Genomic DNA, 26,616 nt, shown 5'->3' with positions numbered 1-26,616 from the left:
TGATTTGTTATATGATGCCACTATTTAAGATGACCATTAGATGAAAAATTCCTGATAGTGGCGGTTTTACGATAATTGCCCTGTAATGCTGCCGCTGCGGGTTTATTTACACCTTTACCTTTTTCCAGGCTCCTCTTTTGAAAAGGATGATAGCAAGGATAGCTGTAGCACTCTCAGAGATAGCCATTCCCCAGAAAACACCGACCGGTCCCCAGTTTAACAATATCCCTAGTGCGTAAGCCAACGGAACCTGTAGGACCCAGAAACCGAACAAATTGATAATCAGTGGTGTGCGAGTATCCCCTGCCCCGTTAAATGACTGCGACAGCACCATTCCATAGGCATAGAATATATACCCCAGACCGATGAGATGCAGGCAACTTATGCCGTATGACAGCACGTCTTCCATATTGGTAAAGAATTGCAGGATAGGCCTAGCAGCAATAAAGAATAATAGTGATACGATCCCTAGGAAGAACATATTAAATATGGCAGCCCTCCAGGCTGATTTTTCGGCCCTGTCGGGATGGCCTGCACCCAAATTCTGCCCTACCAATGCAGCCGCAGCGTTTGCCATTCCCCAGGCAGGCAAAATAGTGAATATGATGACCCGGATAGCGATTGTATAGCCTGCTACTGCATCCTTGCCAAAGGTAGATATGATACGCACTATGGCAATCCAGCTGGCGGAGGCGATCAATATCTGTACGGTACCGCCAGCCGCAATTTTAAGCATGCGCCAGATCACGGAAAAGTCCGGACGTAAATGTGATGTTTTAATACGCACCAAGCCTTCTCCTTTAATCAACAAGTAAACCTGATAACAAACACCGATACCACGTCCGATAAAGGTAGCCAAAGCGGCTCCTTTCAGCCCCAATGCCGGTATAGGTCCCCAACCATTTATCAATAGCGGGCATAATACGATATTTAATATATTGGCGATCCAGAGGGCACGCATCGCGATCGCGGCGTCTCCTACTCCTCTGAATATTCCATTGATGAGGAATAGTAGTATGATAACAAAGTTGCCGCCAAGCATGATCGTGGTGTAGATATATCCATCATTGATCACTTCTGCAGATGCGCCCATCAAACGCAGGATATCTTTTGAGAACACCCAGCCGGCGGCACTTATCAAAGCAGAGAATGTTAATGCAATATAAAATGATTGCATGGCAGCATGTGCTGCTGCATCCGGATCTTTCTCGCCGGTACGGCGGGCTACAATAGCAGTTGCTGCCATACTCAGCCCCATAGCACCGGTATAGACCAATGCCAATATTGATTCGGTAAGACCAACAGCGGCCACTGCGTTTATTCCTAATTTGCTGACGAAGAAAATATCTACTACTGCAAATAATGATTCCATAACCATTTCCAATACCATGGGTACTGCCAGGAGGAAAATAGCACGGTTGATATTGCCGCTGGTAAATTCTTTTTCCTGGCCACGGACAGCGATCATAAACAGATGAAAAAACTTTTTTACACGCGATAGTGATTGCGCAATAAGGCTCATATAAGGAGATTAATGATTATAAAATTCATGAATGGCAGGCTGATACGCCTATGTCCAAGGAGTGTGTTGGCTGGTATCCATTAAGTTGGAAAGGATCAAACAATCATATGTGTTTCATTGAGGATTTCAAATATAGCAATTTATTCTTCCGACTTATAATTTTTCTGTCCAGGGGCATACTTCTATCTTGTGTTGATGTAAGTAGAATATTTTTTTAACCTCATTTGTAACTTTTAACGACCCTTGCCGTTTAACAAACATCTCAGCGCTGAAATACTTTGCATCTTATGGATGCCAACTTACAACTACAACCTAGTTCTATTACAAAAACCTATTAACAAAACTAAACATCATGTTGAATCAAAAAAGACGTGCTTTCCAAGTGGGAGTGATGGTGGCTGCGCTATCGGGAATTATTTTAGGTGCCTGTAGTAAGAGTGGAGATGATTCTCCTCCTCCGACAAGGAGTGCTGTATATAAGATATTCGGAGACCCCAAGAGTGCAGATGCTGCCAAACAAGTGGGTGTAGTAACCATTAAAGAAAATACCAATAAAACCTTCGACCTGACGATGAGCCTTGACAAGACGTTGAAAGATGTCAAACACAGGCTGTATATAATTACCGGTGATACAGCTGCACCTTTGATTGACACTATTTACAATAAGGAGGTAGCAGGTACAGGTAACAGCATCGTTTTTGAGATTGCTAAAAATGAGAATAGATTTTCTTATGACAGTGCATTGAACCGTAAGGCCTTTGTTAAGATACTGAAAGCACAGGGTAGCGACAGTATTATTTCCAGAGGTAATATATTCAAGAGTTTCAAGCCATAGGCCTTTCTAATTTATTCTATCAATTATCCTATTCCGTGCTGTCAGCTACGTGTGAGTGACAAAATAGGTATAAAAAACAATAGCCGTGCGAACTGCCGGCTATTGTTATGATGGTCTTCTCTTATAGGATATGGCCACAGCAGGAATTGCTTCCGCTGGTGTACCGAGCTTAATCAATATCTTTTTACAAGTTCCGTAGTACTTTAAATTCCGTTCTACGATTAAGTTGTCTTCCGTCGGGATTGTCTTTACCGTTTATTGTATTCGGCGCTATTGGGCGTGTTTCCCCATATCCTTTAGCGATCATCCTGGATGAAGGAATTCCTCTGCTGATAAGATAGTCAACACATGCCTGCGCTCTGGCCTGTGAGAGTTTCATATTATATGCATCAGACCCTTTACTGTCCGTATGGGCGCTCATTTCTATCACGATATTCTGATTATCCTGCATTATAGATACGACGGTATCAAGTACTATTTTAGATTGCTCTCTTAGCGTAGCCTTATTGAAATCGTAATAGATATCTTTCAATATGATCGGTTTACCGATCTCATATCTCTTCAGACATATAGTCGGGTTTACAAGTGAGTCCACTTTAGTTAATTCTTCTGTAGAGAAGTAGATGGCTTTAGAGAAATAGTTTTCTTTTTCTGCCAGCACCTTGTACTTTTTAAGCGGATCGACTTCAAAGCTGTATCGCCCGGTTTCGTCAAGTGTTAACTGCTGTAATACTTTCTGCACGGTGGTATCCAGCAGCGTCACTCTGGCGCCGGTAAGGGGTAGTCCATCGTCACAATCCAGCACTTGCCCGCTTACTATCTTAGAATTCTTTTTAATAGCGAATACTTCCAGACAACAAACTGACTCGCGATCTGAACTGATAAATCCAGCGGCCAGCGGATGTTCCTTATTAGCTGCGGTATAATAAATATCGTCTTTAGACGAGTTCATTGGGGCTCCCATATTACGTGGAGGCGTCCAGTTACTGAAGTCTCCTTCACTAACGTAAAAGTCCAGTCCTCCTAGTCCAATACGGCCATCAGAGCTAAACATCAACGCCTTCTTTTCTGCATCATAAAAAGGTGCCTGATCTTCGTCGCGGGAGTTGATACCGGTTCCCATATTCCTCGCGGCACCTGGTGTACCATTCGATAGTGGGCAATACCACAAATCGTATTTACCCATCCCTCCAGGTCTGTTAGAGGCAAACAACAGGTACTTACCGTCATCTGTCACGAACGGTTGCATAGAACTATATCCGGTCACATTCACATTGGCACCCAAGGCTTGGGGTTCAGTCCAGCCGGCACCCTGTTTTTTGCTCATATAGATAGCGGCGACCCGTTCTCCATTCTTATAAGACCAACGGGTCAGGTACAGGCTATTACCATCTGGCGCAGTCATTCCAACCCCCTGATGCATTCCTTTTACTACCGGGATATTTACTTTACTTACTTTATCAAAATTAGTAGCACTTCCTTCTGCAATATAAAAGTCATTGACGTAGGGGTTTTCCTTTTTCTTTTTATCATTCTTAGACTCGATAATTGCTTTTTCTGGTCTTGAAGATGTATATAAGAGTGTATTGGGATCTATTATTGCCGCTGCATAGTTAGCGCCACCTTCATTTACATTCCCTCCTAATTTTGTAAGGGTAAATCGTGGAGCGGCAGCAGCCTGTTCGATTGCAAATTCACAGCTGGCGATCTCTAATGCAGCTCTGGCAGATATCTCATCCGTATTTGTATACGTCTGTTTGAATTGTTTAAATTGATCCAGTGCTTCCTGATATTTTCGATTTGCTCTCAGACATACGCCATACCAATATCTTGCTAATGGAAACAGGGTGTTATTATTAAATCCAACTACCTGTTCGTATGTTTTTTCTGCATTTCCAAAATCTGCATACAGGCGATAGGATTCTGCCAGCCGATAAACTACTGTTTCATAATCTTTGATCCTGGCAGGTTCTTTTCCTTTTTTTTCTACGGCGTAAGGCAGTATCTGCTCTGGTTTAATATTAAACGTCCCCAATGCTTTATTGTAGTATTGGGCGGAAGAGTAGTAATCTCCAGATGCGAAATATACATCTGCAGTACGTTTATAGTCGTAAACGTATTGTGCATTAGAGGGTTTTATCGCCCAAATAAGAGATATCAGGCAGAACAGTGCAATTTTTTTCATGAGGGTGCCATTTGTTTTTTCGATGAGGCGGAACATTTACTTACAATCTTGGACAGATAAAGTATTCTTCATTCAATATTCTGCGTTTACGACTGATAAAGGATAATGACACTTCGAAACTATTGCTGCCGTTTACTAGTCTACGTAGATTGGAAGTGTTAGCGTCATAGCTCAGGCCAAGTGTAAAATTCTTAAAATGGAAGCCTGCAAAAGGAATTGCGGAATCTTTAATACGATAGTTAACTCCACCGAGGAGATCAAATTCAGGGTTGACAGTAAATTGTACATAAGCTCCAACGACGGTCTCATTTGCATTGCCCTGCCGCATGTGTAATGCATGGGGGGTAATTCCAAAAACCTCCGACAATTGTATCCTGGTTCCACCATGCACCAAGTAACGTAATGGATATTTACGGGTATCATTCTCTAAAAATGGGTCTTCCGGTTGTGTTAGGTGCCCTGCGGAGAATCCGACGAAGGGATTAAAGCGGTGATTGGGATTCCCATCGAATAACATCACGCCCGCAGATGCATCAAAAACGGTAGATGTTGTCGTGTTAATATTCTCTCCGTGGAAAATACTGGGATCAAAACCAATGACGGGATTGTACTGACTGCCGGATTGAAATTTTGCCGGGTCCACCCTTCTATTGATGATACCAGCCTGTATCCCAAATACCAATCTGGTAGTTCCCGTAGCGCCAAATTTCACCCCGCTATAGGAGAAGCTGGCCATTGCATTAAAGTAATTATACCCCGCATCACCGGCCGAGAGATTCATTATATTCAGGCCAACACCCATGTTTTTCTGTGTAGCGGCATCGAAGGATACCCCTGCTGTCGAAAAAGCTTTACCAAAGTTGTTCCACTGGGTACGATAATTACCGCTGACTCTGAAGTCACCGTCAAGAATACCAGTTAGGGCAGGATTTAGCCAAAGCGGATAGGCATAATATTGTGAAAAATGAGGATCTGTCTGGGCTTTTGCAAGTTGTGTCGCCAATACACAGAACAGCATCGCCAATATTGTAATATTCCTCTTCATGGGAGTATTTTTAGATAAGTTTTGATGAATGGCCGGAACCGTATGATCGGCTCCGGCCTTTATGTTGGGCAGCCTTCAGTTTTATCTGATGATTGTTACATTACCTTTTCTGGTTACGGTAGTACCGTTTTGTAGTCTTACCTGTACGACATATACGTATACACCTGCCGGTTGTTTAGTACCACTCATAGTACCATCCCATCCGCGGCGTTGGTCTTTTACGACAGCGACTTGTTGTCCCCATTGGTTATAGATATACATTTCCATAGACAGGATAGTGCTACCATATATTGTGAAGACGTCATTTACACCATCTCCGTTCGGGCTGAACATGTTTGGTATGTAAACATTATCACCTGCCGGATTAGTAGCTCTACCGGTTACTGCAGCAGAGAGCTGGCTCGTTTCACATGGATTAGTACCTACTGCGCGTATCCTGATAGTTACCTCCTGGTTTGGAGACAGTCCTGTTATTGTATGAGACAGACCACTGGCACCGGAGCTTGGTGTTATGAAAGTGATGCCATCGTCGCGGCTTACTTCATAGCGCACTGCGTTTGGCACGGCAGTCCAGGTAAAGGTGACGCTATTCGGTGTTGTAGTTCCTACTGTAACTGTTGGTGTGGCAAGTGCCGCGAATACTTTCACTTCGGCAGCTGTTCTTGTACTACTTGCACATCCACCAGTAGTAAAGGCTTCCACATAGTATGTGGTGGTGGTGGTAAGAGCTGGCGTAGTAAAGTTAGCGCCTGTTGCCAGCAGTGTTCCACCTGTCGCAGCTGAATACCAACGGAATCCTGCAGCGGCAGTAGCTGATGTTGCTGTCAGAGAAGCGGTACCACCAGGGCATATTGCCGCCGCGTTGCCGGTCACGGTTATATTTCCGGGAGGCGGTCCTACAGTTACACTTACACCTGTTCTTACCGCGCTACTACATCCATTGGCGTTCACAGCCTCTACATAGTACATCTGGTTAACATTCACTGACGGCGTAGTGAAAGTAGCACCTGTGGCTACCTGTGTACCACCAGTTGGTGCATCATACCAGCGATAAGTTAATGCCGGATCCGGGTTTTGTACTGACAAGGAGGCTGTTTCTCCTATACAAGCAGGCACTGTAGCATTAGCCACTGCCGGTGTTGCCGGTACATTATTAACCGTAACTAATACTGGTGTACGGCTAGCGCTTATACAACCTCCGTTGGAAGATGCCTCCAGATAGTAGGTGATACTTGCTGTGAGCGGATTGGTGGTAAAGTTTGTTCCGCTGAACACCGGCGTACCACCGCTGGTTGTAGTATACCAGTTATAAGTAATTCCTGCCAGTGGGCTGGCAACCTGGAGAACAGCCGATTGACCACTACAGATGGTAGCACCAGATGCCACAGGAGCATCTATCGTTGTTACGACCTGTGCTGTCACTCCTATTCTCGCCGTGCTGCTACAACCGCTTCCATTCAGCGCTTCAACATAGAATGTTGTTGTCTGATTTAAGGCAGCCGTTGTGTATTGCGTACCTGTCGATACGAGGGTTCCATTAGCCGGTGCATCGTACCAACGATATGTCAGGGCTGGATTCGGATTGAGAATATTAAATGTTGCTGTACCACCCACACATACTATCACATTTGTGGCTGCGACGTCAGGAGTAGCTGGTGCATCGTCTACTACTACGCTGACTTTGGCTCTGGTTGCACTGCTGCACCCTCCATTACCTATTGTTGCCTGTACATAGTAGTCAATATTGGCGGTCACTGCCGGCACTGTCACCGAAGCTCCTGTCAATACCAAGGTACCTCCTGTTGCTGCATCGAACCACTGATAGATTACATTTGGTTGAGGATTCTGTACAGCCAGCATTACATCTCTGCCGGCACATACTCTCACGCTTCCAGCTACTGGCACCGGCACTACAGGAGCCGGTACAACGGTAGCGGTAATAGTCACTCTTCCTCCGGCGTTGATGCACTGTGAGGTAGTACTCACCGCTTCTACGTAATAGATAGTTGTGGTTGTCAACGCCGGCGTCACAAACTGAGGTCCAGTGAACACTGCAACGCCTCCGGTAGCTTGTGTATACCATTTATAGTCAACACCCGTTGTTGAGGATATTACCTTCAAGGTAGCGGAGCTTCCTGTACAAACAGTAACATTGGCAGCTTCCGGCACGGGGTTAGGAACGGTCTGATCGATCGTTACACTTACCCTGGCTCTTACTGTGCTACCACAATTACCATTGCTAGCCTCTACATAGAAGTCAGCATTTGTAATCAAAGCAGCGGTATTGTATACCGCTCCGGTGAACAGTAATGTTCCGCCGCTTGGGGCATCGAACCATCTGTATGTAAATGATGCATTAGGATTCTGCACACTGAGTGTTGCACCGGAACCGCGACATACGCTTACAGCAGCAGCTGCTACTGTCGGAGTAGCCGGAGCCGGGTCAACCGATATGCTCACTTTTATTCTGCCACCGGCATTTGCACATCCGCTACTATTTACTGCCTGTAAATAGTAGTCTACAGCGGCGGTTACTGCTTTCACGGTGAAGGCAGGGCCTGATGATACCAGTGTTCCACCTGTTGGTGCGCTGTACCATTCATATACCAGGTTCGCCTGGGGATCCAATACTCCCAGTACAGCATCCTGTCCGGCACAAGCTCTCACGCTGGCGCTAACCGGTTGTGGAGCAGGTGGTACAGGAGCGACGTTGGCTGTCGCCGTCACTCTTGCCGTCGGAGCAGTACATGCAGACGATGCATTTACGGCCTCCACATAGTATACAGTCGTCGTATTCAACACTGGTGTTATATACACAGGCCCGGTGAATATCTCCGTACCTCCTACCAGTGAGGTATACCATCTATAGGTTATACCTGTTGTATTGGATGTTACAGTGAACGTGGCTGTTTGTCCCTGACAAATTGTAACATTATTGGTTTGCAATGTTGGCATCGGCGCGCCAGCATTTAAGGTCACATTTACTTTTGTTCTGGCCGGACTGGCGCAAGCTCCATTATAGGCTTCTACATAGAATGCGGTATCAGCCGACAGTACATTGGTAGCGTAGGTTGGGCCTGTAAACAGGAGTGTTCCTCCTACAGCTGCGCTGAACCATCTTAGCTGTACGCCGCTACCTGCCGCGGTGGCTGTCAGGGTCGCAGACTGACCTGCGCAAATCGTGGCATTATTTGCTGTTGGAGCAGGCAGTGCAGGCAGGACGTTAACGGTTACTGACACGCGGTTTGGATTTACGCAGTTGTTACTTAACCGAACGCTTTGTACGTAGTAAGTGGTGGTAGTTGTCAGCACTGGTGTTTCAAATGCTGTTCCCTCACCGACTTTATTACCACCTACTGGCGCATCATACCATTCAAGTTTCGCTACTGGCGTTACTGTCGCATTCAGGGTTGCTTTAGTACCGCTACAGATATCTACATTTCTTATGCTAACGTTTGGTGCAGCTACCTGCTGTGTTGCATAATAGATGTTCAATCTCAGCAATGCGGAAACAATACCTGCTTTTAGCCTTACCCGAACCCGGTCGTAGGTCGCGCCGGGAGCAAATGTGATCATGTATTTACTGGCGCCCGACAACAAGCTAACATTAATAGTAGCGTTATCCAGCAGGACAGCGTCTCCATTGGCGGTAGCGCCATTGAAGCTGGATACTTCTATTGCAGATCTGATGGCAGCATCCAGTATTTGTGCCGGAAGCTCAACCGTTATTCTTACACTATCGCCTTTAGCAGCAGGTTGCGGGAATATAAGTGTTTGCTCAACGCCACCATCGCCAGCTCCCAGCGGGATAGACAAGGTAGAGAAGTTGTTCAGATCAGCGTCTGTTGTATTCGCTGCATTCAGAACATCACAGAGCACACATATCGCCTGGGTACTGTTAGTCTGTGCATTTGCAAAGTCACAACTAGGGTTGGGCACTGGATTGACACTTAGGCTAACAGCGGTACGTGCGCTCGGGCATGCTCCGGTAGCGGTAACGGCTTCTACATAGTAAGTGATATTGCTGGTTAATGCAGGGGTTACGAATGGATTATCAGTGAATACGGGACTTCCGCCTGTTGCCACTGTATACCATTTAAATGTAACACCAGGCGTTGCGGAAGTAGCTGTCAATGTTGCTGTTTGTCCAGAGGTTACAATTCCTCCGGCCGGCACTACCGTTACGTTAGGTGCCTCTGGTGTCGGATTTACTGTAACTACTGCAGCTGCACGGGTGGCACTAGCACAATTTCCAGTCGCGGCTTCCACATAGTAAGTAGTATTTGCCGTTAATACCGGTGTGGTGAAATTAGCTCCTTCAAAGATGGAGGTACCACCCACCGCGGTAGTATACCAACGGAATACCACACCAGTTGCGGTAGACGATGCTACCAGTTGGGTAGTGGTATTAGCACAAATACTGGCACTAGATGGGGTAACTACCGGTACGGGTGGTTGTGCCGTTACATTTGCAGTAACCTGAGTGCGGGTTGTATTTGCACAATTCTGTCCATTGGATGCTTCTATATAATAAACAGTGGTGGCAGACAATGCTGGTGTCGTGAAGGAAACGCCCTCAAATACTGGTGTTCCGGCAGTTGGGGTAGTATACCAGCGATAGGTTACTCCTACAGCGACATTGTCGACATTAAACGTGGCGGTCCCACCTGCACAAACCGTTATAGTAGCCGTATCCAATTGCGGAGCATCCGGAACCGGTGTTACGGTTGCGACTACCGGTACCCTCAATAAGTTCGGGCAATCCAGGCTGGTTTTCACTGCTTCCACATAATAAGTAGTGGTACTTTGGAGAGCAGGTGTCTGGAAGGTATTACCGGTAAATATCGGCGTACCACCGATAGCCTGAGAATACCAATTGAATTTAACATTTGCCGGACCATTTGCCTGGAGTGAGGCGCGGGTGCCAGCACATATTGTGGTGCCCTGTACTATTGCAGGACCTACAAGACGGCTTGCATAATTGATATTTACGGCACTCAGAGCGCTTGCTACGCCAGAGTTAAGTCTGATCTCAATTCTGTCAAACAGTCCTTTAGGTTTGAAGCCTAACATCGCCTGCTGGTTTCCACTCAACAGTACGACTTTCACGAGTGGATCATTTATAGCGACAAAGTCATTATTGGATTGTGCTCCATTGTAAGAACCTATCTGAATACTTGAAAGCAATCCGATATCTGCCAGGCTGGCAGGAAATGACAAGCTTACCTGTACGCTATCATTTAGCTCACTTACATTCGGGAAGATAAGCGTCTGTTGAGTGTAACCACCTAACAATCCGAGAATGACATGTAAGGTAGATCCTGTTTGTGTGCTGCTATCTACTGCAAGTGACGGGTTTTCTACATAGCAACCTACACATACGCCATTTGCTCCATTTGTTTGGGTAGTGGCGGCATCACATGGCAGGTCGTTTCCTCCGCCGAGTACGGTTACGCTTACGGTAACTCGTTGTGCGGCTTTACAGCCTGTTGCGGTAGACGCTTCTACTGCATAGGTCGTGCTTGCCTGCAGCGGTCCTGTATTGAATACTGCGCCTGTTGCCACGGAATCACCTGCAGCATTATACCACTTATAGTTAATATTTGTCCCGGTGGCACTGGCTGTAAATTGTGCGGACTGACCACGGGATATGGATGTGCCCATCGGGAACACCGTCAGACCGGTTGGAGCTGCATTGACAGTCACTGGCACCCTGGTCCTGGTGACACTCTTACAACCATTATTGTCTGATTCCACATAGAATGCGGTATCAGCGGTCAGTACATTTGTAGTGTAAGCAGGTGTGGAGGCTAGTAAGGTTCCACCTGTCGGGGCACTATACCACGCGAAGTTGACGCCAGCGGGAGCTGTAGCCAGCAGCGTTACCGTTTCGCCAGCGCATATGCTCTTGCCTACAGCGGTTGGTACAGCCGGGCTTCCTCCTACCTGTACTGATACTGGTACTCTAACCGGGGATGCGCAACCAAAGCGGCTGGCCTCTGCGTAGTAAGTCAGGGAGCTGGTGAGTACCGGCGTTACGAATGTAGTACCTGTACCTACCGGAGTTCCTCCCACAGCATCTATATACCAGTTCACTACTGCTCCATCAGACACTGTAGCTGTCAGCGTTGCTGCTGTGCCACTACATGTATTTACAATAGGAGCAGTCACTACTGGTCTTGGCGTTACCACCGCTGCAAAGTATACTTTGAGGTTGGTCACTAATGTCACCAGACCATTAATACTTACCAGCACTCCATTAAATTCTTTTGTTGCCGGTAATGTGATACGGAATTTATTGCCGGTGTTGAGCAGGGTGAGGCGTACCAGTGGAGATAGGATTCCGCCACCTGCTACATTTATTGCGTCGCCGTTGGCAGTTGTGCCATTATACGTTTCTACCCTTATTCCACCCAGCAATTGTACATCTGCCAGCTGTCCAGGTATTTCCAGATCAAGTGTAATACTATCGCCGACCGGATATGTATGATCGAATTTCAGCAACTGACCCACATATCCTGCGGCACCAACTACGGCGCTAATAGTAGATGCAGAGTTAGCATTTGCATCAATTGCGAATGCAGGATCGTTTACACCACACAGCACGCAAATTCCGGTGATAATTGGACTTTGCTGTTGGGTGGCAAAGCTACAAGGCGTCGGATCTGACGGCATATTAATATCTACCCGTACCGCCACCCTGGTAGGAGTTGTACAGTTGGTAGACGGATCTTTCGCTTCTACATAATAGATCTTGGACGCAGTCAGTGGAGGCGTTGTAAATGAAGTTTTTGCATGTGCCACCTCATTACCACCTACCGGCGCATCAAACCAATTGTATTCATATGCCGTATTAGGGTTGTTGACGGTGAAGGTAGCAGCAGCACCGCTATTAATTGTTTGTACTGTCGGCGTTACCGTTGGTATTGGTAATCCGACAAATACATTTACAGCTTTCCTCGCGGCGCTTGCACAGCCAGCACCACTTACCGCCTCTACATAGTATATAGCGTTAGATATTACGTTGTTAATAGTATAATTTGCGCCTGTAGCGATCGCTGTACCACCAGTTGGCTGGGTATACCAGCGGAAGCTGGTGCCTGGCCCTGTAGCCTTGAGGGTAGCGGATCCACCCTGGCAAACATATATATTCTCTTTTTCCACTGTTGGTTTTCCAGCGAATGCCTGTGCGTAGTAAATTTTCAGTGCAGTCAGGGCGCTTACCAGTCCATTTAACCGCACGGTTACTCTATCGAAGTTATTACCCGGTGCGAAGATCAGTATAGCATCTGTATTACCATTGAGCAAACTTAAATGGATCAACGGTGAATTGAGGGCTACCATATCATTGTTAGCTGTTCCTCCATTCGCAGAAGAAACTTGTATTGACGTCAGCAGGCCAAGATCCAGCAAAGATGTTGGGAAGCCGAGCCCGATACGCACGCTATCACCCTGTTTCCCTCGGGTTGGGAAGATCAACGTCTGTTCAATGTAAGAACCTACCCCTAGTACGGTATGCATTACGGACGCTGTTTTGGTGCTGTTATCTACGGCGGAGTCTTGTTTTTCTACATAACATCCTACACAGATACCACCGCTGTTGCTTTGTTGACTTGTTGCGCCACCGCAGTCAATATCTCCCGGCTGTAGTGGTCCGCCACCACCATTCAGGGTAACTGGTACTGGTGTACGTAAGCTTTTGCAACCTGCACCGGCAGTTGGATCTGTTGCTTCTACATAATAGGTAATATTAGCAGATACAGCAGGAATAGTGAATTGTGGTCCGACAAACACCGCTGTACCACCCACTGGTTGTGTATACCAGTCATAGCGATATGTTGGGTTGGGGTTCAACACGTTAAAGGTTGGAGTTTGTCCGGCAGTCACAGTAGCAGAAGGCGGATTTACGTTTACACTTGGTAATCCGACTGTTACTGTAACGGGTTTCCGGGTATCGCTGGCACAACCGGTAGCAGATACTGCTTCTACATAATAGGTAATATTAGCCGTGATGGCTGGTGTAATGAAGTTCGCGCCGGTAAATAAGGGAGTTCCACCGGTCATGGTGGTATACCAACGATAGGTTTGACCAACAGGTCCGGTAGCAGACAATGTAGCAGTCTGACCACTACATACGCGTACATCGGTTGCTGTTACCTGCGGTTCCGGTACAAGTATTTTTGCATAATACACATTTAAGGCACTCAATAATGCAGCTACACCAGCATTGAATCTTACTTCGATCCTGTCGAAGTCTTTTGTTGCTTTGAAGGTGACTGCATTCTGTTGTACTCCCATCAATAATTTAATAGTGAGCAGATCGGAGGTAACGGTGAAGAGATCATTATTAGGAGTAGCACCATTATAGGTACTTATCTGAATACCGCTCAGTACACCCAGGTCTAATAATCCAGTAGCGGATCCTAAACCAATACGAACGCTATCGCCTGCTTTACCACCTTTTCCGGCATCAAACACAAGGGTCTGACGGACATAGCCGCCCAGCAAACCTAATACCGTATGGAGTGTAGAACCTGTTTCCAATTTATCATCTGTTGCCAGCGATGCATTTTCTACATAACAACCCACGCAAAGGCCCTGTGCACCATTACCTGCATCCGGGGAGGTAGTCGGGCTATTACAAGTAAGCGAGTTACCTCCATTTACAGGGGTTACGATGACTTGTACAGCGGTACGCTGGAAGCTTGTTAAACCATCTGTGGGCGAGATGCCTTCTGCGTAATACGTCTTATTTGCATATAGTGGGGGTGTCGTAAAGGTAGCTCCGGTGGCTATCGGTGCTCCGCCAGTAGGAGTTTCATACCAATTGAAAACAATATCTGCGATATTAGCAATAGAAGCGGTAAACGTAGCTGTTTGTCCGGCTGTTATATTAGCCGGGTTAGGAGTTACTGTTACTGGCTTCATAGCTACTGCCTCAAATATATCGAGGGACCCGGATACGCCTACCAGGGAGTTGAGATCCACTTGTACGGCATCGAAGGCCTTGGTAGCAGGGATGCTAACACGGAATTTCTTAATGGTATCTCCACCCAGTAGCTGCAGGCTCAGCAGGCTAGGATTAATGGTAATCGCGTCATTATTGCTTGTACCATTGTTGAAGGTCGTAACCTGAATACTATTCAGTAATGACAGTGAAGCTAAAGGATCTGTTTTGGTGCCGAGTATCAGCACAATGCTGTCGCCAGGCTGATAAGTGCCGGGGAATCTTATATTCTGTCCTACAGAGCCCGCCACAGAAAGTCCGGTTATTAGTCTGGACGCCGTGGTAGTATCCTGGTCAACGGCGAGAGGTGCATTGTTTACAGTGCACAGGGCACAAGCTATTCCTCCGGTAGATGTATTTTGTTCTATACCGAAACTCCAGATAGGCCCATTTCCACCAACTACCCGCACTGGCACGGCAGTACGGGCCAGGCTTACTATACCGGTGGGATCAACTGCTTCAACATAATAGGTGGTATTCCTACTCAATGGAGGTGTGGTAAACGGCGCTCCTGCTCCTGGTAATGGCACCCCACCAGTAGGCGTAGTATACCACCTGAATGTGAATGTCGGGGTAGCCGGGTTATTCAATCTTATTGACGGTGTCAATGCTACCGGGGTACGATAAGGTGTTGTAGCAGGAGAGGGTGTTACTGTAATTGGGATGGTCGCTGCCGCTTCGTACAACTTTACATTACCCGCTGCTGATATTAAGCCAGACAGGTCGACTCTTACTGCATCAAAAATTGCATTAACAGGGAAACTTACCCTGAATTTCTGGTTTCCTCCTACACCGATACCCAGCAGTTGTAATTTGATCACTGCGGCATTTAGTGTCACAAGGTCATTATTGGATACGGCAGCCCCTTGTGTTGCATTATAATAAGTCTGTGCCTGTATCTTAGGCAGGATCACACCGCTCAGGTTTGCTGACGGTGCTTCCATGAGTAATACTACACTATCTCCCGGTTGATAAACACCCGGGAATTTTATGAGTTGTCCAACCGATCCTGCAATTCCAAGTGGTACAGAGAAAGTGGATGCTGTTGTGGTGTCACCATCTGAAGCATTCAGCGGGTCCAATACGGCGCATCCGATACAGGCTACTCCACCTGTAATTGGGCTTTCCTGATCTTGTCCAAAACTCCAGATAATGCCAGGTCCGGCACCAACTTTAACTGTAACAGGCGTACGGACATAGCTATTTAAGCCAGTAACCGGAGACACTGCTTCGGCATAATAAATCGTATTTCTGATAAGAGCAGGAGTGGTAAAGATATTGCCGGTAAATAATGGCGTACCACCTGTCGGAGAAGTATACCAATTAAATGATGGGTTTGATACGCGGGCGTCAATAGAGGCAGTAAGTGCCGCTGTCTGTCCGGCTGTAATAAGTGGGTTGTCCGGTGCTATTTTAACAGGGATGAAGGCAGTAGCCTCATATATTCTTAATGAACCTAAACCTGTTACCAGTGCTTCCAGGTCTATCTGTACGGCGTTAAAGTCTCTGGTTACGGGTAGGATCGCACGGAATTTAGGTGTAGTTCCCAGTCCAAGTCCTAATACTTGTAATTTTACTACTGTGTTATTCAGGTAGACAGCGTCTCCATTATCTGCCGAGCCATTAAAGGTTCTGACTTTAATACCACCTAACAGTTGAGCGCTCAGTGCCTGGTCGGGGATCTCCAGATCCAGTGCGATATAGTCACCTGCTTTATAATCTCCGGCGAATTGAAGTTTTTGTCCGACGCCGGCAGCTACCCCAACAGGCAATACCAGCCGGGAAGCCGTGGTAGTATCCTCATCTGCTGCCAGGTCGGGATTGTCGACGTAACACAATGCGCAGGCAACGCCGTTGGTTATCGGACTTTGCTGTGTATCTGCAAAACTCCAGATCGGGCCATTACCTCCCCGGACCTTTACGGATATACCGGTACGTACATAACTTATCAATCCATCAACGGGAGAGATTGCTTCTACATAATATGTTTTACTACGATTCAGGACTGGGGTTGTGAAGTTTGTTCCGCTAAAGACAGGAGTTCCTCCGGAAGCTGTTGTATACCAACGGAAGGTTGCTCCGGGTATACGTCCGATCGCGGCAGACAAACTAGTTGTGTTACCAACCGGGATAGTAGGACTAGGAGGCGTTATGGCTACTGGAATAAAGGCAGTGGCTTCATAGATACGTAATGCGCCAAATTCGGCGAATAATGCCTGGAGGTCTACCTGTACGGCATCAAAGTCTTTTGTTACCGGTACGATCACCCGGAATTTGGGGGTGCTGCCCAATCCGAGACCCAGTACCTGCAATCTTATGAGGGAGTTATCCAATTGAATGGCATCGTTATTATCAATACCTCCATTCAGGGTATGGATCTTTATAGCGGAGAGTAATTGTTTGGTGTAAACTTTATCCGGAATTTCCAGATCTAATGCGATGCTTTCACCCGCCTTATACTGTCCGGGGAATTTGAGTATTTGTCCGGCGGAGGCGCCTACTGCCAAGGGTACGACGATCCTGGAAGCAGTGGTTGTATCGCCATCTACTGCGTTTTGGGGTTGATCTACAAAGCAGCCCACGCAGCCCAGACCGCCGGTAACAAATTGCTGATCATTTCCATGGCTCCATAATGGGCCTGCACCCCCCTGTACTTTTACGGTAACGGGCGTCCTCACATAGCTCTTCAATCCTGCAGCAGCTACTGCTTCTACATAATATGTTGTGTTGGCTGTCAATGCAGGGGTATTAAATGCACCCGTTCCCGTAAATACAGGCGTACCGCCTGTCGGGGAAGTGTACCAACTAAAGGAGGGGCTGGCTACCCGGGCATCGATCGCCGGTGTCAGTGTCGCAGGTTGACCACTTGTTACCAGGGGAGACGCAGGAGTTACGGTAACGGGGATAAATGCGGATGCTTCATAGATACGCAATGCCCCCAAGCCACTCACCAATGCTTCCAGGTCTACCTGTACGGCGTTAAAATCTTTGGTGGCAGGAATGATCACCCTTACTTTAGGTGTTGTTCCGAGACCGATACCGAGTACCTGTAGCTTAATAAGTGAGCTGTTTAGGGTGACAACATCTGCATTATCCGTTGTTCCGTTAAAGGTTCTTACTTTTATTGATGACAACAACTGAGCGTTGATGATCTGATCAGGTACTTCCAGGTCGATAGCAATATTATCTCCTGCTTTATAGTCTCCGGCAAATTGAAGCCTTTGACCTAATGAGGCTGCAATACCTACGGGGAGTACTAATCTTGAAGCAGTGGTTGTATCACCATCTACTGCGAAGTCTGGGTTATCTATATAACAAAGAGCGCAGGCGATACCGCCTGTCAGCGGACTTTCCTGCGTATCTGCGAAGCTCCAGAGCGGACCGTTCCCGCCACGTACTTTAACCGTTATCGGCGTACGTACATAACTGATCAAACCATCCGTAGGAGAGGTGGCTTCTACGTAATAAGTAATACTTCTGCTCAACGGAGGTGTTGTAAAATTATCTCCAGTAAATACCACCGCACCACCGCTTGGAGATGTATACCAACGGAAAGTACTACCAGGCATACGGCTGATAACAGCGGACAAATTAACTGTTCCACCTACCTGTGCAGTTGGGGTTGCGGGTGTAATAGTAGCCGGTACAAATGCGGTGGCTTCATAAATCCGAAGTGCACCAAACTCGGCAAATAGAGCTGCTAGGTCTACCTGTACGGCATCGAAATCTTTTGTTATGGGAACGATCACCCTAAATTTAGGCGTGCTTCCCAAGCCTAGTCCAAGTACCTGTAATCTTATCAGGGCATTATCTAATTGAATGACATCATTATTATCTACTCCACCATTCAGTGTATGAATCTTTACTGCAGACAACAGTTGTTTGGTATATATTTTATCTGGAATTTCCAGATCGAGTGCGATGCTTTCGCCCGCTTTATATTTACCCGGGAATTTCAGTATCTGTCCGGCAGAGGCACCTACGGCCAATGGTACGACTATTCTGGAAGCGGTCGTTGTATCTCCATCTGCGGCTTTTTCTGGTTGGTCAACAAAGCAACCAACGCAGCCCAATCCACCCGTTTTAAATTCCTGGTCGTTCGCATAACTCCAGAGAGCACCAGCGCCGCCTTGTACTTTGACAGTAACGGGAGTACGCACGTAACTTTTCCGTCCATCTGCTCCTACTGCTTCGACATAATAAGTAGTATTCGTATTCAGTGCTGGGGTTGTAAATGCTCCGTTACCGGTAAAAACTGGGGTACCGCCAGTTGGTGTTGTATACCAGTTATAGGTGGGAGAGGATACACGCGCATCGATAGCAGGGGTGAGTATCGCTGATTGGCCACTTGTTATAGCTGGTGCGGCAGGTGTTACTGATACCGGGATGAATGCGGTTGCTTCATAGATACGGAGAGAACCCAAACCACTGATAAGCGCCTGTAAATCTACCTGTACGGCATTAAAGTCTTTGGTTACGGGTATCACTACCCGGAATTTCGGCGTATTACCTATACCTAATCCTAATAGTTGTACTTTAAGCAATGATGTATTCAGTGTAACAATATCCGCGTTGTCTACATTTCCGTTGAAGGTTCTGACTTTTAAGCCGGAGAGTAGTTGGGCGTTTAATATCTGGCCAGGTAATTCGAGGTCCAGTGCGATATTGTCACCCGCTTTATAATCCCCTGCAAATTTCAGTCTTTGTCCTAGTGAGGTAGCGATTCCTATTGGTAGTATTAATCTTGAAGAAGTTGTCGTGTCACCATCAACGGCCCATTCAGGATTTTCCACACTGCATAATGCGCAGGCGATACCTCCGGTGATAGGACTTTCCTCGGTATCGGCGAAGCTCCACAATGGTCCTTGACCACCTCTAACACCTACGGTCACTGCTGTTCTCACATAGCTATTTAATCCATCTACGGTTGAAGTAGCTTCTACATAATAGGTGGTCTGTCTTTGTAGTGGGGGTGTAATAAAGTTAGTACCTGTGAATACAGGGGTTCCTCCAGCTGGCGAATTATACCAGCGAAATGAGGCGCCAGGTATACGACTAATGGCTGCGTTGAGATTAGCGGTTCCTCCTACTTGTACGGTTGGAGTAAGCGGGGTGATCGCTACAGGTACAAATGCTGTCGCTTCATAGATACGGAGTGCACCAAATTCGGCGAACAGGGCGGCCAGATCTATCTGTACGGCATCAAAGTCTTTTGTGGCAGGGAAGATAACACGGAATTTTGGTGTGCTACCAAGTCCCAGGCCAAGTACTTGTAGTCTTATCAGTGCATTATCGAGGGTAATGGCGTCATTATTATCGATACCGGCATTGAGGGTATGTACTTTTACGGCAGACAACAGTTGTTTAGTATATATTTTATCCGGTATTTCCAAGTCGATGGCGATGTATTCACCTGCCTGATATTGTCCAGGGAACTTGAGTATTTGTCCGGCGGAGGCGCCTACTGCCAGTGGTACGACGATCTTGGAGGCGGTGGTGGTATCTCCATCGACGGCATTTTGCGGATGGTCGATGAAGCAGGCTACGCAACCGAGGCCACCGGTAATAAATTGCTGGTTATTGGCATAGCTCCAGAGTGGGCCAGCTGCTCTGTTGCCGGCAGGCTGTTTCAGTGGGCTATATGGGTGCCATTTCCTATAATTATCCAGATAGGCATACAGGGAGTTGTATGCAGTTTTGGCTGCAGGTTCGGTTAGACTTAACCTGTGAGCATTCACTCCGTTGGTTGGCAAACCAATTAGCCAAATACAGGAAATAACAGCGAAGGTAAAAGCCTGGAGTAAGCCTTTAGGAGTAACTTTTGAATGCATAGCAATTAATTGGTTTGGATAATAAACCGTTGTGGTTCTTCATTGGTAAACCTGGTATTGTGCTTTACATCTAAAGTGTGGACAGCAGGCTATGCGGGAGGGTAAAGAAATGATACTATAGAGACCCGGGGCACAGAAAAGCAGGGATATGTGTGTTTTTATAGTAAAATTTCTTCCATGTGTTAATGAATTGTTAGCAAAATTATTGGTACGAAAGTAGCATCAATGGTGATGCATCGGAAGTCTCTTTTTATTCATTCATTCTTAGCGAGCTATTCTTTATTCTTTTAAGTACTATCTGTTCATTTTGTTCATTTTTACACTTAAAGGTCTTTTTACGCAGTTTTTACCGTGGATTTATACGTTTTTTTTCCGGAGTTCCTTCTTTCCTCCTTCCTTATATAGCAAAAAAATCTTTTATTTATACTCATATATATAAAATAAACTCTTTAAAATATTGTTTATTAGCAACAAACCATTTGTTATAATTTATATATAATATAGTCCATCATACATAAAAGGCATTTACTATCTTCCAGATGACCAAAAATCTAAGAGTGGAGCAATTACGTAACTAATCGAGTACCTGAATCCATTATTAATTTACTTATTAGGCCCCCTGGATTATGATAGATCTATCCTATGACTTTATCATAACGTTGCAAAAAGAAGTCTTACGGAGATTTGGTGTGGATGTGATGCTCCCGGGAGACTGTAAACGTCTTTCGGAATCTATTTCTGCTACAACAACCAAGTTGGTAAGCGAAACGACACTCAAACGAGTGTTCGGGTTTGCTGTTGCCCAACATAGTTTTTCACGTTATACCCTCAACACGTTATCCCAGTATTGTAATTTTAAAGACTGGGAGGATTTTCAGCATCATTATTATCAGGAATTAAACGGCGTTCCGGAGAAGACCCGTAGTGAGTGGTCTGATCTGAAGACCAAGGCAGATGCGGTATCCCATTATACCATGTTGACTTTGAAAAACAGGTCCGGTATTTCTTTTGGCCAGACTGTGCCACGTCAATTCTGTATTTCCCATATCGAACGTTTCCTGGAAAGTGACTATGCCGCTACTGCGTTGGTGGCGCCTTCAGGCTGGGGTAAATCTGTTACCCTGGTGCACCTGGCGGAGCATTTCTGGTTTGGAAAAGATGCGATCCATAAGCAGGACATTTGCTGGTTTATTCATGCTCACGCAGCGGGTAGTCTTCTCTTAAAGGGTTTTTCGCTGGCGACTTGGTTGGATAATCAGCTTAACCTGGGCAATGGTGAGAATTTACGGGAATATTTTGCCAAACACCTGGACAAAAAGTCTGGCCGGCTTATCCTGATAATAGATGGCTTTGATGAAATTGCGGTGGCAGGAGAGAAGTTACGTTTGCTGTATACCAAACTGGAAGATTTCGTTTATTCCAATGACCTGTTCCCCTGGATCAAAGTGATCCTTTCGATCCGGAGCAGCACCTGGTCGGATATATTCCAGCATTCTTTGCAGTACCCTGCATTCCGGCGGTATTGGTACCTGGGTCCGGATATGGATGAGGAAACCAATATTAATATCCCGCTTCTTTCAGAGGCAGAGGTCAAGTCCATCCTGTACAATCATCAATTTGATCCGGCTACCGTACGCTCCTTTAGTGAAGGGTTCCTTCAGAAGTTACGGTATCCTTATTATCTGCAGTTATTCTGTCAGTTGAATACAGGCCCTGGGCAATCCTCCGTCAACGAGCATCTCAGCTTATTTGAAATAGTATCCAAGTTCATACAGAACCGGGTATTCAGCAGTCAGAGTAACACCTTTAAGATCAAGATCATAGAGCAGCTCCTGCAATTATTAGACCTGGGACGCAGTGGTCAATACACTGATAAAAACCTGTTACTTAACCAGAACCCGGATCTTTTCCCTGCATATAAGGAGCTACTGGCTGATAATATATTAGTAGAGGAGAATCTTAGCCAGGAGATCATGTTCAATGTAAAAGTGCGGTTTGCCCATAACTTTTTATTGGAGTATTTCACGGCGATGCATTATATACAGGAAAGTGGGCAAGAGATATCGGCGGAGGTATTGCAAAGGGTATTACAGCATCTGCCTCAGTCCACTTTCCGGGTAAGTGTGTTCAAATGGCTGCTCAGATATGCTATTACTCACGCGCAGATGCCCAGCATTCATAAGATGTTCTATCTGCCATTATCAAATATGGAGAAGTCCTCTTTACTGGAATATCTTGTATTGCATTACCAACATGAAGGCAATAAACAGGTGGAACTCAAGTCCATCTTCCCCAGTGGATTCTTCAAAAAATTACCGCTTAACCTGTTTATCAGTGATGAGTTTGTACATTACGGCAAGCGGAAAATTTTAGGTGCTTTGTTAGGTTTGGCTGAAATGCCGGAAGACCGATTGAAGATCAGAAGCCTGCTGTTCATTATGTCATTAATGCAGCTGGATGCTGAGCAAGCCGAGATAGAGCTGAATAATATCCGTAAAATATACGCACCCGACGACCTGGCGGACGAGGTTTGGGTCACTCCTTATGAAGTGTATCTGTTTATTTACGAATATCTTAAGTTTGGTATCGTAAACGAGGAGGTCAAAGCGAAGATTTACAATTATATGTATTTCTGGGATGGATCGGGACAGCAGAAGTTGTCCGTAGCCCAGGAAATTGTATATCGGTCTATCGGTATTGTGTTCATGCTACTGGAAGATTATAGTCATTTGTTGAATTTTACGCAACGCATGTTTGAAAATTATCCATCGTTGCCTTATAAGAAAACGGATTCTTTCCGCATGATGTTACTGATATGGCAGGCATCTGCTCATGTAGGCATGGGTAATACACAGGTCGCCGAACGGATCATCCGACACGCAGACCAGGTATTGAAACGGTACGCAGTGGACTTTTTCAACGGCCGCCACCTGGAGACTTTACAGAAGATCATCCATGCTCACATATATTACACAGAAAAAGAATACAACAAAGCAGTCCGGATTGCTGAATACGCTATGGAGACTGCCCAAAAACAAGATTATAAGTTACTGGCACTCATGAACTTCAGTCTGCTCCACCGTATTTACACCCAGTTACGGATGGACAAACAGCAAGATTCTGCTTTGCAACAAATCGACCTGATCCGGAAAAGTACCTCGTTTAAACAGGTAAGCAAGCTGTTGGGCGCAGTACAGAACTTCTGATAAAGACGCTTCTTTTCATGGGGTTGTCATCCTTTTATGGAGACAGCCCCTTTTTTATTTTCAAGGGTATCGGTGGGGTTTTCTTGCAACAAATTGCTTGTTATTCTGGCATAATTTTGTGTTATTGCATAGCGTAATGGCCATTGATGAAAGTAAATACACCACCTTCCAGCGCTCCCTGTTCCATCTGTTGAGTCTTCTCACAGTGCTGCCATTAGCGCCCTTTATTAACCGGTATATCCCTACGATTATCGTTGCCGGCTGGCACCTGGATCTTTTTGTATCCGTCATTACCGCTTTTCTGTTTACGCGTTTATTACTATGGTTTTTCCGCCCACTGATCGTCCCTACCTTCGTGATACTTTGCTGTATATTGGCTTTCAACAACCTGACGAATAATTACTCCTTTACCAATGTGTTAAATGATTATAAGGGTATGGTTCAGGGTAACTGGGGAGCAAAAGAGAGTAAACAACTGGACATCCTTAGCTTTTACCCCCGGAGGGTAGAGACTTACCGTGACAAGACGGTACGGGGCATAAGAGAAAAAGTGGATTATAAAGACTCCCTGGTGCGTAATTTCTCCGTCCGCCATTCTACGGCAGAATTCGATGAGTATTTTCCCAAGTATGGTAAAATAGTACGATTCCTTTCCCTATTCCAGTTCATTAACCGGAATTTCAAATATGTTAATGACTCCAGGCGGGATGAATATTTTGCTACTCCCCGGGAAACTATCCTTAATGGCCTGGGGGGGGATTGTGATGACCATTCTATTCTGATGGCTTCGTGTCTGCAGTCCATAGGTGCCCGTTGCCGTATTGTTTTGATCAAGGGACATGCCTATCCCGAACTTTATTGTGGTAGCAAGGAGGATTTTGAGATTATGAAACAGGCTATCATCACTCTTTTTCCACATCCTCCTGTCAAAGAGATCTACTACCACGAGATGAAAGGAGAGTATTGGATCAACCTGGACTATACTGCCAGAAGACCTGGCGGACCTTATATGAACGATAAGGTGTATGCTTTGATAGAGCTATAATTTACTTTGGAATTTGAGTATTTGAGGCAGACCTTTGCTCCTTGGCTTTAAAATTGAAACAATCTGAAACAGGCATCTGAAGCGTATGAGCAATTTTAACTTCCTCCGTAAGCATCATGGATTCTTTCGATTCAAGAAGGATTTCGAGCAGTACAGCCTGAAAAAGGTTAAAAGTTATGAGCTGATCATTCATTGGTTGCATAGTAAACTAAACCGCAACCAATTTCTCATCTTATCCGGTATGCTGGTAGGATGTGCTGCCGGACTGGCAGGCGTTGTCCTGAAGATGCTGGTGCACTATATCCATTATATCATCACACACAAGGTGCATTTCAGCACGCAGATCGTTTTTTATGTTGTCTTTCCATTTTTAGGCATCCTGCTTACTACGCTTGTTGTCATTTGGTTTTTCAAAGGGCAGTCCAGGAAAGGCATTCCTGCCATCTTGTATGAAATAGCCCAGAATTCCAGCCTGATCCCGGCGGTTAAGATGTATTCACAGATCGTTCAAAGTGCGATTACAGTAGGACTTGGAGGCTCCGCCGGGCTGGAAAGCCCTATTGCTGTAACAGGTGCAGCAATTGGCTCTAATTATGCCCGTACTTACCATTTAGGGTATAAGGAACGTACGCTGTTACTTGCTGCAGGTGCTACTGCCGGTATTGCCGCTGCTTTTAATGCTCCTATCGCCGGGATGATGTTCGCATTCGAAATCTTACTTACCGGTGTGGTTTTCTCAGACTTTATCCCGCTCATCCTGGCAGCGGTGTGTGGTAGTTTGCTGTCGAAGATCATCTTACAGGAAGATGTGTTATTCCATTTTGAGTCACGTCAACCTTTCAATTACAGGAATATACCTTTTTACATACTACTAGGATTATTAAGTGGCTTCTATGCCCGTTACTTCGTGGTTATCTCGCAATGGGTGGAGCACCGGTTTGCCAAACTTCAGCGTTCCAAGTTACAAAAGGCCATTCTTGGCGGCCTGCTGGTATCCCTGTTATGTGTGTTATTACCTCCTTTATTCGGGGAAGGATACGCAAGCATTAAATCGCTGGCTACCGGCGATACAGAATGGATCATACAAAATAGTTTCTTCCGTTACTTACCTGCGAAGAGCTGGCTGATCCTGGCGTTTACCGGCTGTGTTTGTTTGCTTAAAGTTTTCGCTACTTCTATTACCATTCATGCTGGCGGCAACGGCGGTAATTTTGCGCCATCGCTTTTTGCCGGTGGCTTCCTTGGTTATTTCTTTGCTATGTTGTGTACCCAATTGGGTATTACGGATGTGCCGGTCACCAATCTGGTGATCGTGGGTATGGCGGGGGTGATGAGTGGTGTGCTTTATGCACCGTTGACAGCCACGTTCCTGATAGCAGAATCCAGCTCGGGCTATGATCTGTTTATTCCATTGATGATCGTCTCGACCACCTCCTTCCTGATGGCAAAGTGGTTTTCACCTATCTCTCCGGAGTTCAAACAGCTGGCGGATGCTGGTAAGATCTTCACAAAGGCCCATGATAAAAACCTCCTTACAAGGCTGCAACTGGAGGATCTTATTGAAAAGGATATACAGCAAATTGATCTGTATGCCACTTTACGGGAGCTGATAGAGTTGATCAAACAGGGCAAACGTAATATGATCGCTGTGGTCAACGAACAGCTACTGCTGGAGGGTATTATTACACTGGAGGATATACGGCCCATCATGTTCAACCAGGAACATTATGATACGCTGACGGTCAAGGATCTGATGAAGGCGCCTCCGGCGATCATACATGCCGGGGATAATGTAGCAGACGTCATTGCACGCTTCGATGAAACGCAGGTATGGACGCTTCCTGTGGTGCAAGACAACAAACTCGTCGGGTTCCTTTCTAAATCCAGGATATTAAATAAATACCGGCTTTTATTGCAGGAGTACTCTGAGAATGACTAGT

At 45.9% G+C, this 26,616-nt stretch carries 8 protein-coding genes; 4 read left to right on the top strand and 4 right to left on the bottom strand.

What is annotated here, in order from left to right:
• Positions 1–106: 106 nt before the first annotated feature.
• Complete coding sequence (locus KTO58_RS25035; RefSeq protein WP_095836783.1) at positions 107–1,522, bottom strand: MATE family efflux transporter; 1,416 nt, start codon at positions 1,520–1,522, stop codon at positions 107–109.
• Positions 1,523–1,874: 352 nt separating this feature from the next.
• On the opposite strand from KTO58_RS25035, the gene KTO58_RS25030 reads away from it, so the two are divergent.
• The gene (locus KTO58_RS25030; protein ID WP_095836784.1) at positions 1,875–2,357 is read left to right on the top strand and encodes a hypothetical protein; all 483 of its coding nucleotides are present in this window, start codon (positions 1,875–1,877) and stop codon (positions 2,355–2,357) included.
• Positions 2,358–2,541: 184 nt separating this feature from the next.
• Here the strand turns inward: KTO58_RS25030 and KTO58_RS25025 are convergent, their stop codons facing one another.
• From KTO58_RS25025 to KTO58_RS25015, 3 genes are all read right to left on the bottom strand, one after another.
• Positions 2,542–4,542, bottom strand: a complete 2,001-nt coding sequence (locus KTO58_RS25025) for an OmpA family protein (protein ID WP_198315119.1) — start codon at positions 4,540–4,542, stop codon at positions 2,542–2,544.
• Positions 4,543–4,582: 40 nt separating this feature from the next.
• Positions 4,583–5,587 (bottom strand): PorP/SprF family type IX secretion system membrane protein, encoded by a 1,005-nt coding sequence (locus KTO58_RS25020; RefSeq protein WP_095836786.1) that lies wholly within the window; start codon positions 5,585–5,587, stop codon positions 4,583–4,585.
• Positions 5,588–5,668: 81 nt separating this feature from the next.
• Positions 5,669–20,425, bottom strand: a complete 14,757-nt coding sequence (locus KTO58_RS25015; RefSeq protein WP_095836787.1) for an Ig-like domain-containing protein — start codon at positions 20,423–20,425, stop codon at positions 5,669–5,671.
• 626 nt (positions 20,426–21,051) lie between these two features.
• Between KTO58_RS25015 and KTO58_RS25010 the strand changes: the two genes are divergently transcribed.
• The 3 genes from KTO58_RS25010 (at position 21,052) to KTO58_RS25000 (ending at position 26,615) form a co-directional block, all read left to right on the top strand.
• Positions 21,052–23,631: an NACHT domain-containing protein gene (locus KTO58_RS25010; RefSeq protein WP_095836788.1), complete on the top strand. Its 2,580-nt coding sequence runs from the start codon at positions 21,052–21,054 to the stop codon at positions 23,629–23,631.
• Positions 23,632–23,767: 136 nt separating this feature from the next.
• Positions 23,768–24,676, top strand: a complete 909-nt coding sequence (locus KTO58_RS25005) for a transglutaminase domain-containing protein (protein ID WP_225859909.1) — start codon at positions 23,768–23,770, stop codon at positions 24,674–24,676.
• An 85-nt stretch (positions 24,677–24,761) separates the two neighbouring features.
• Positions 24,762–26,615: a chloride channel protein gene (locus tag KTO58_RS25000; RefSeq protein WP_095836789.1), complete on the top strand. Its 1,854-nt coding sequence runs from the start codon at positions 24,762–24,764 to the stop codon at positions 26,613–26,615.
• Position 26,616 lies beyond the last annotated feature (1 nt).

It is taken from the genome of Chitinophaga pendula (assembly GCF_020386615.1).
GTDB lineage: Bacteria > Bacteroidota > Bacteroidia > Chitinophagales > Chitinophagaceae > Chitinophaga > Chitinophaga pendula.
The sequence above is the reverse complement of the archived record's forward strand: the minus strand, read 5'-3'. Positions and strand labels throughout refer to the sequence as shown.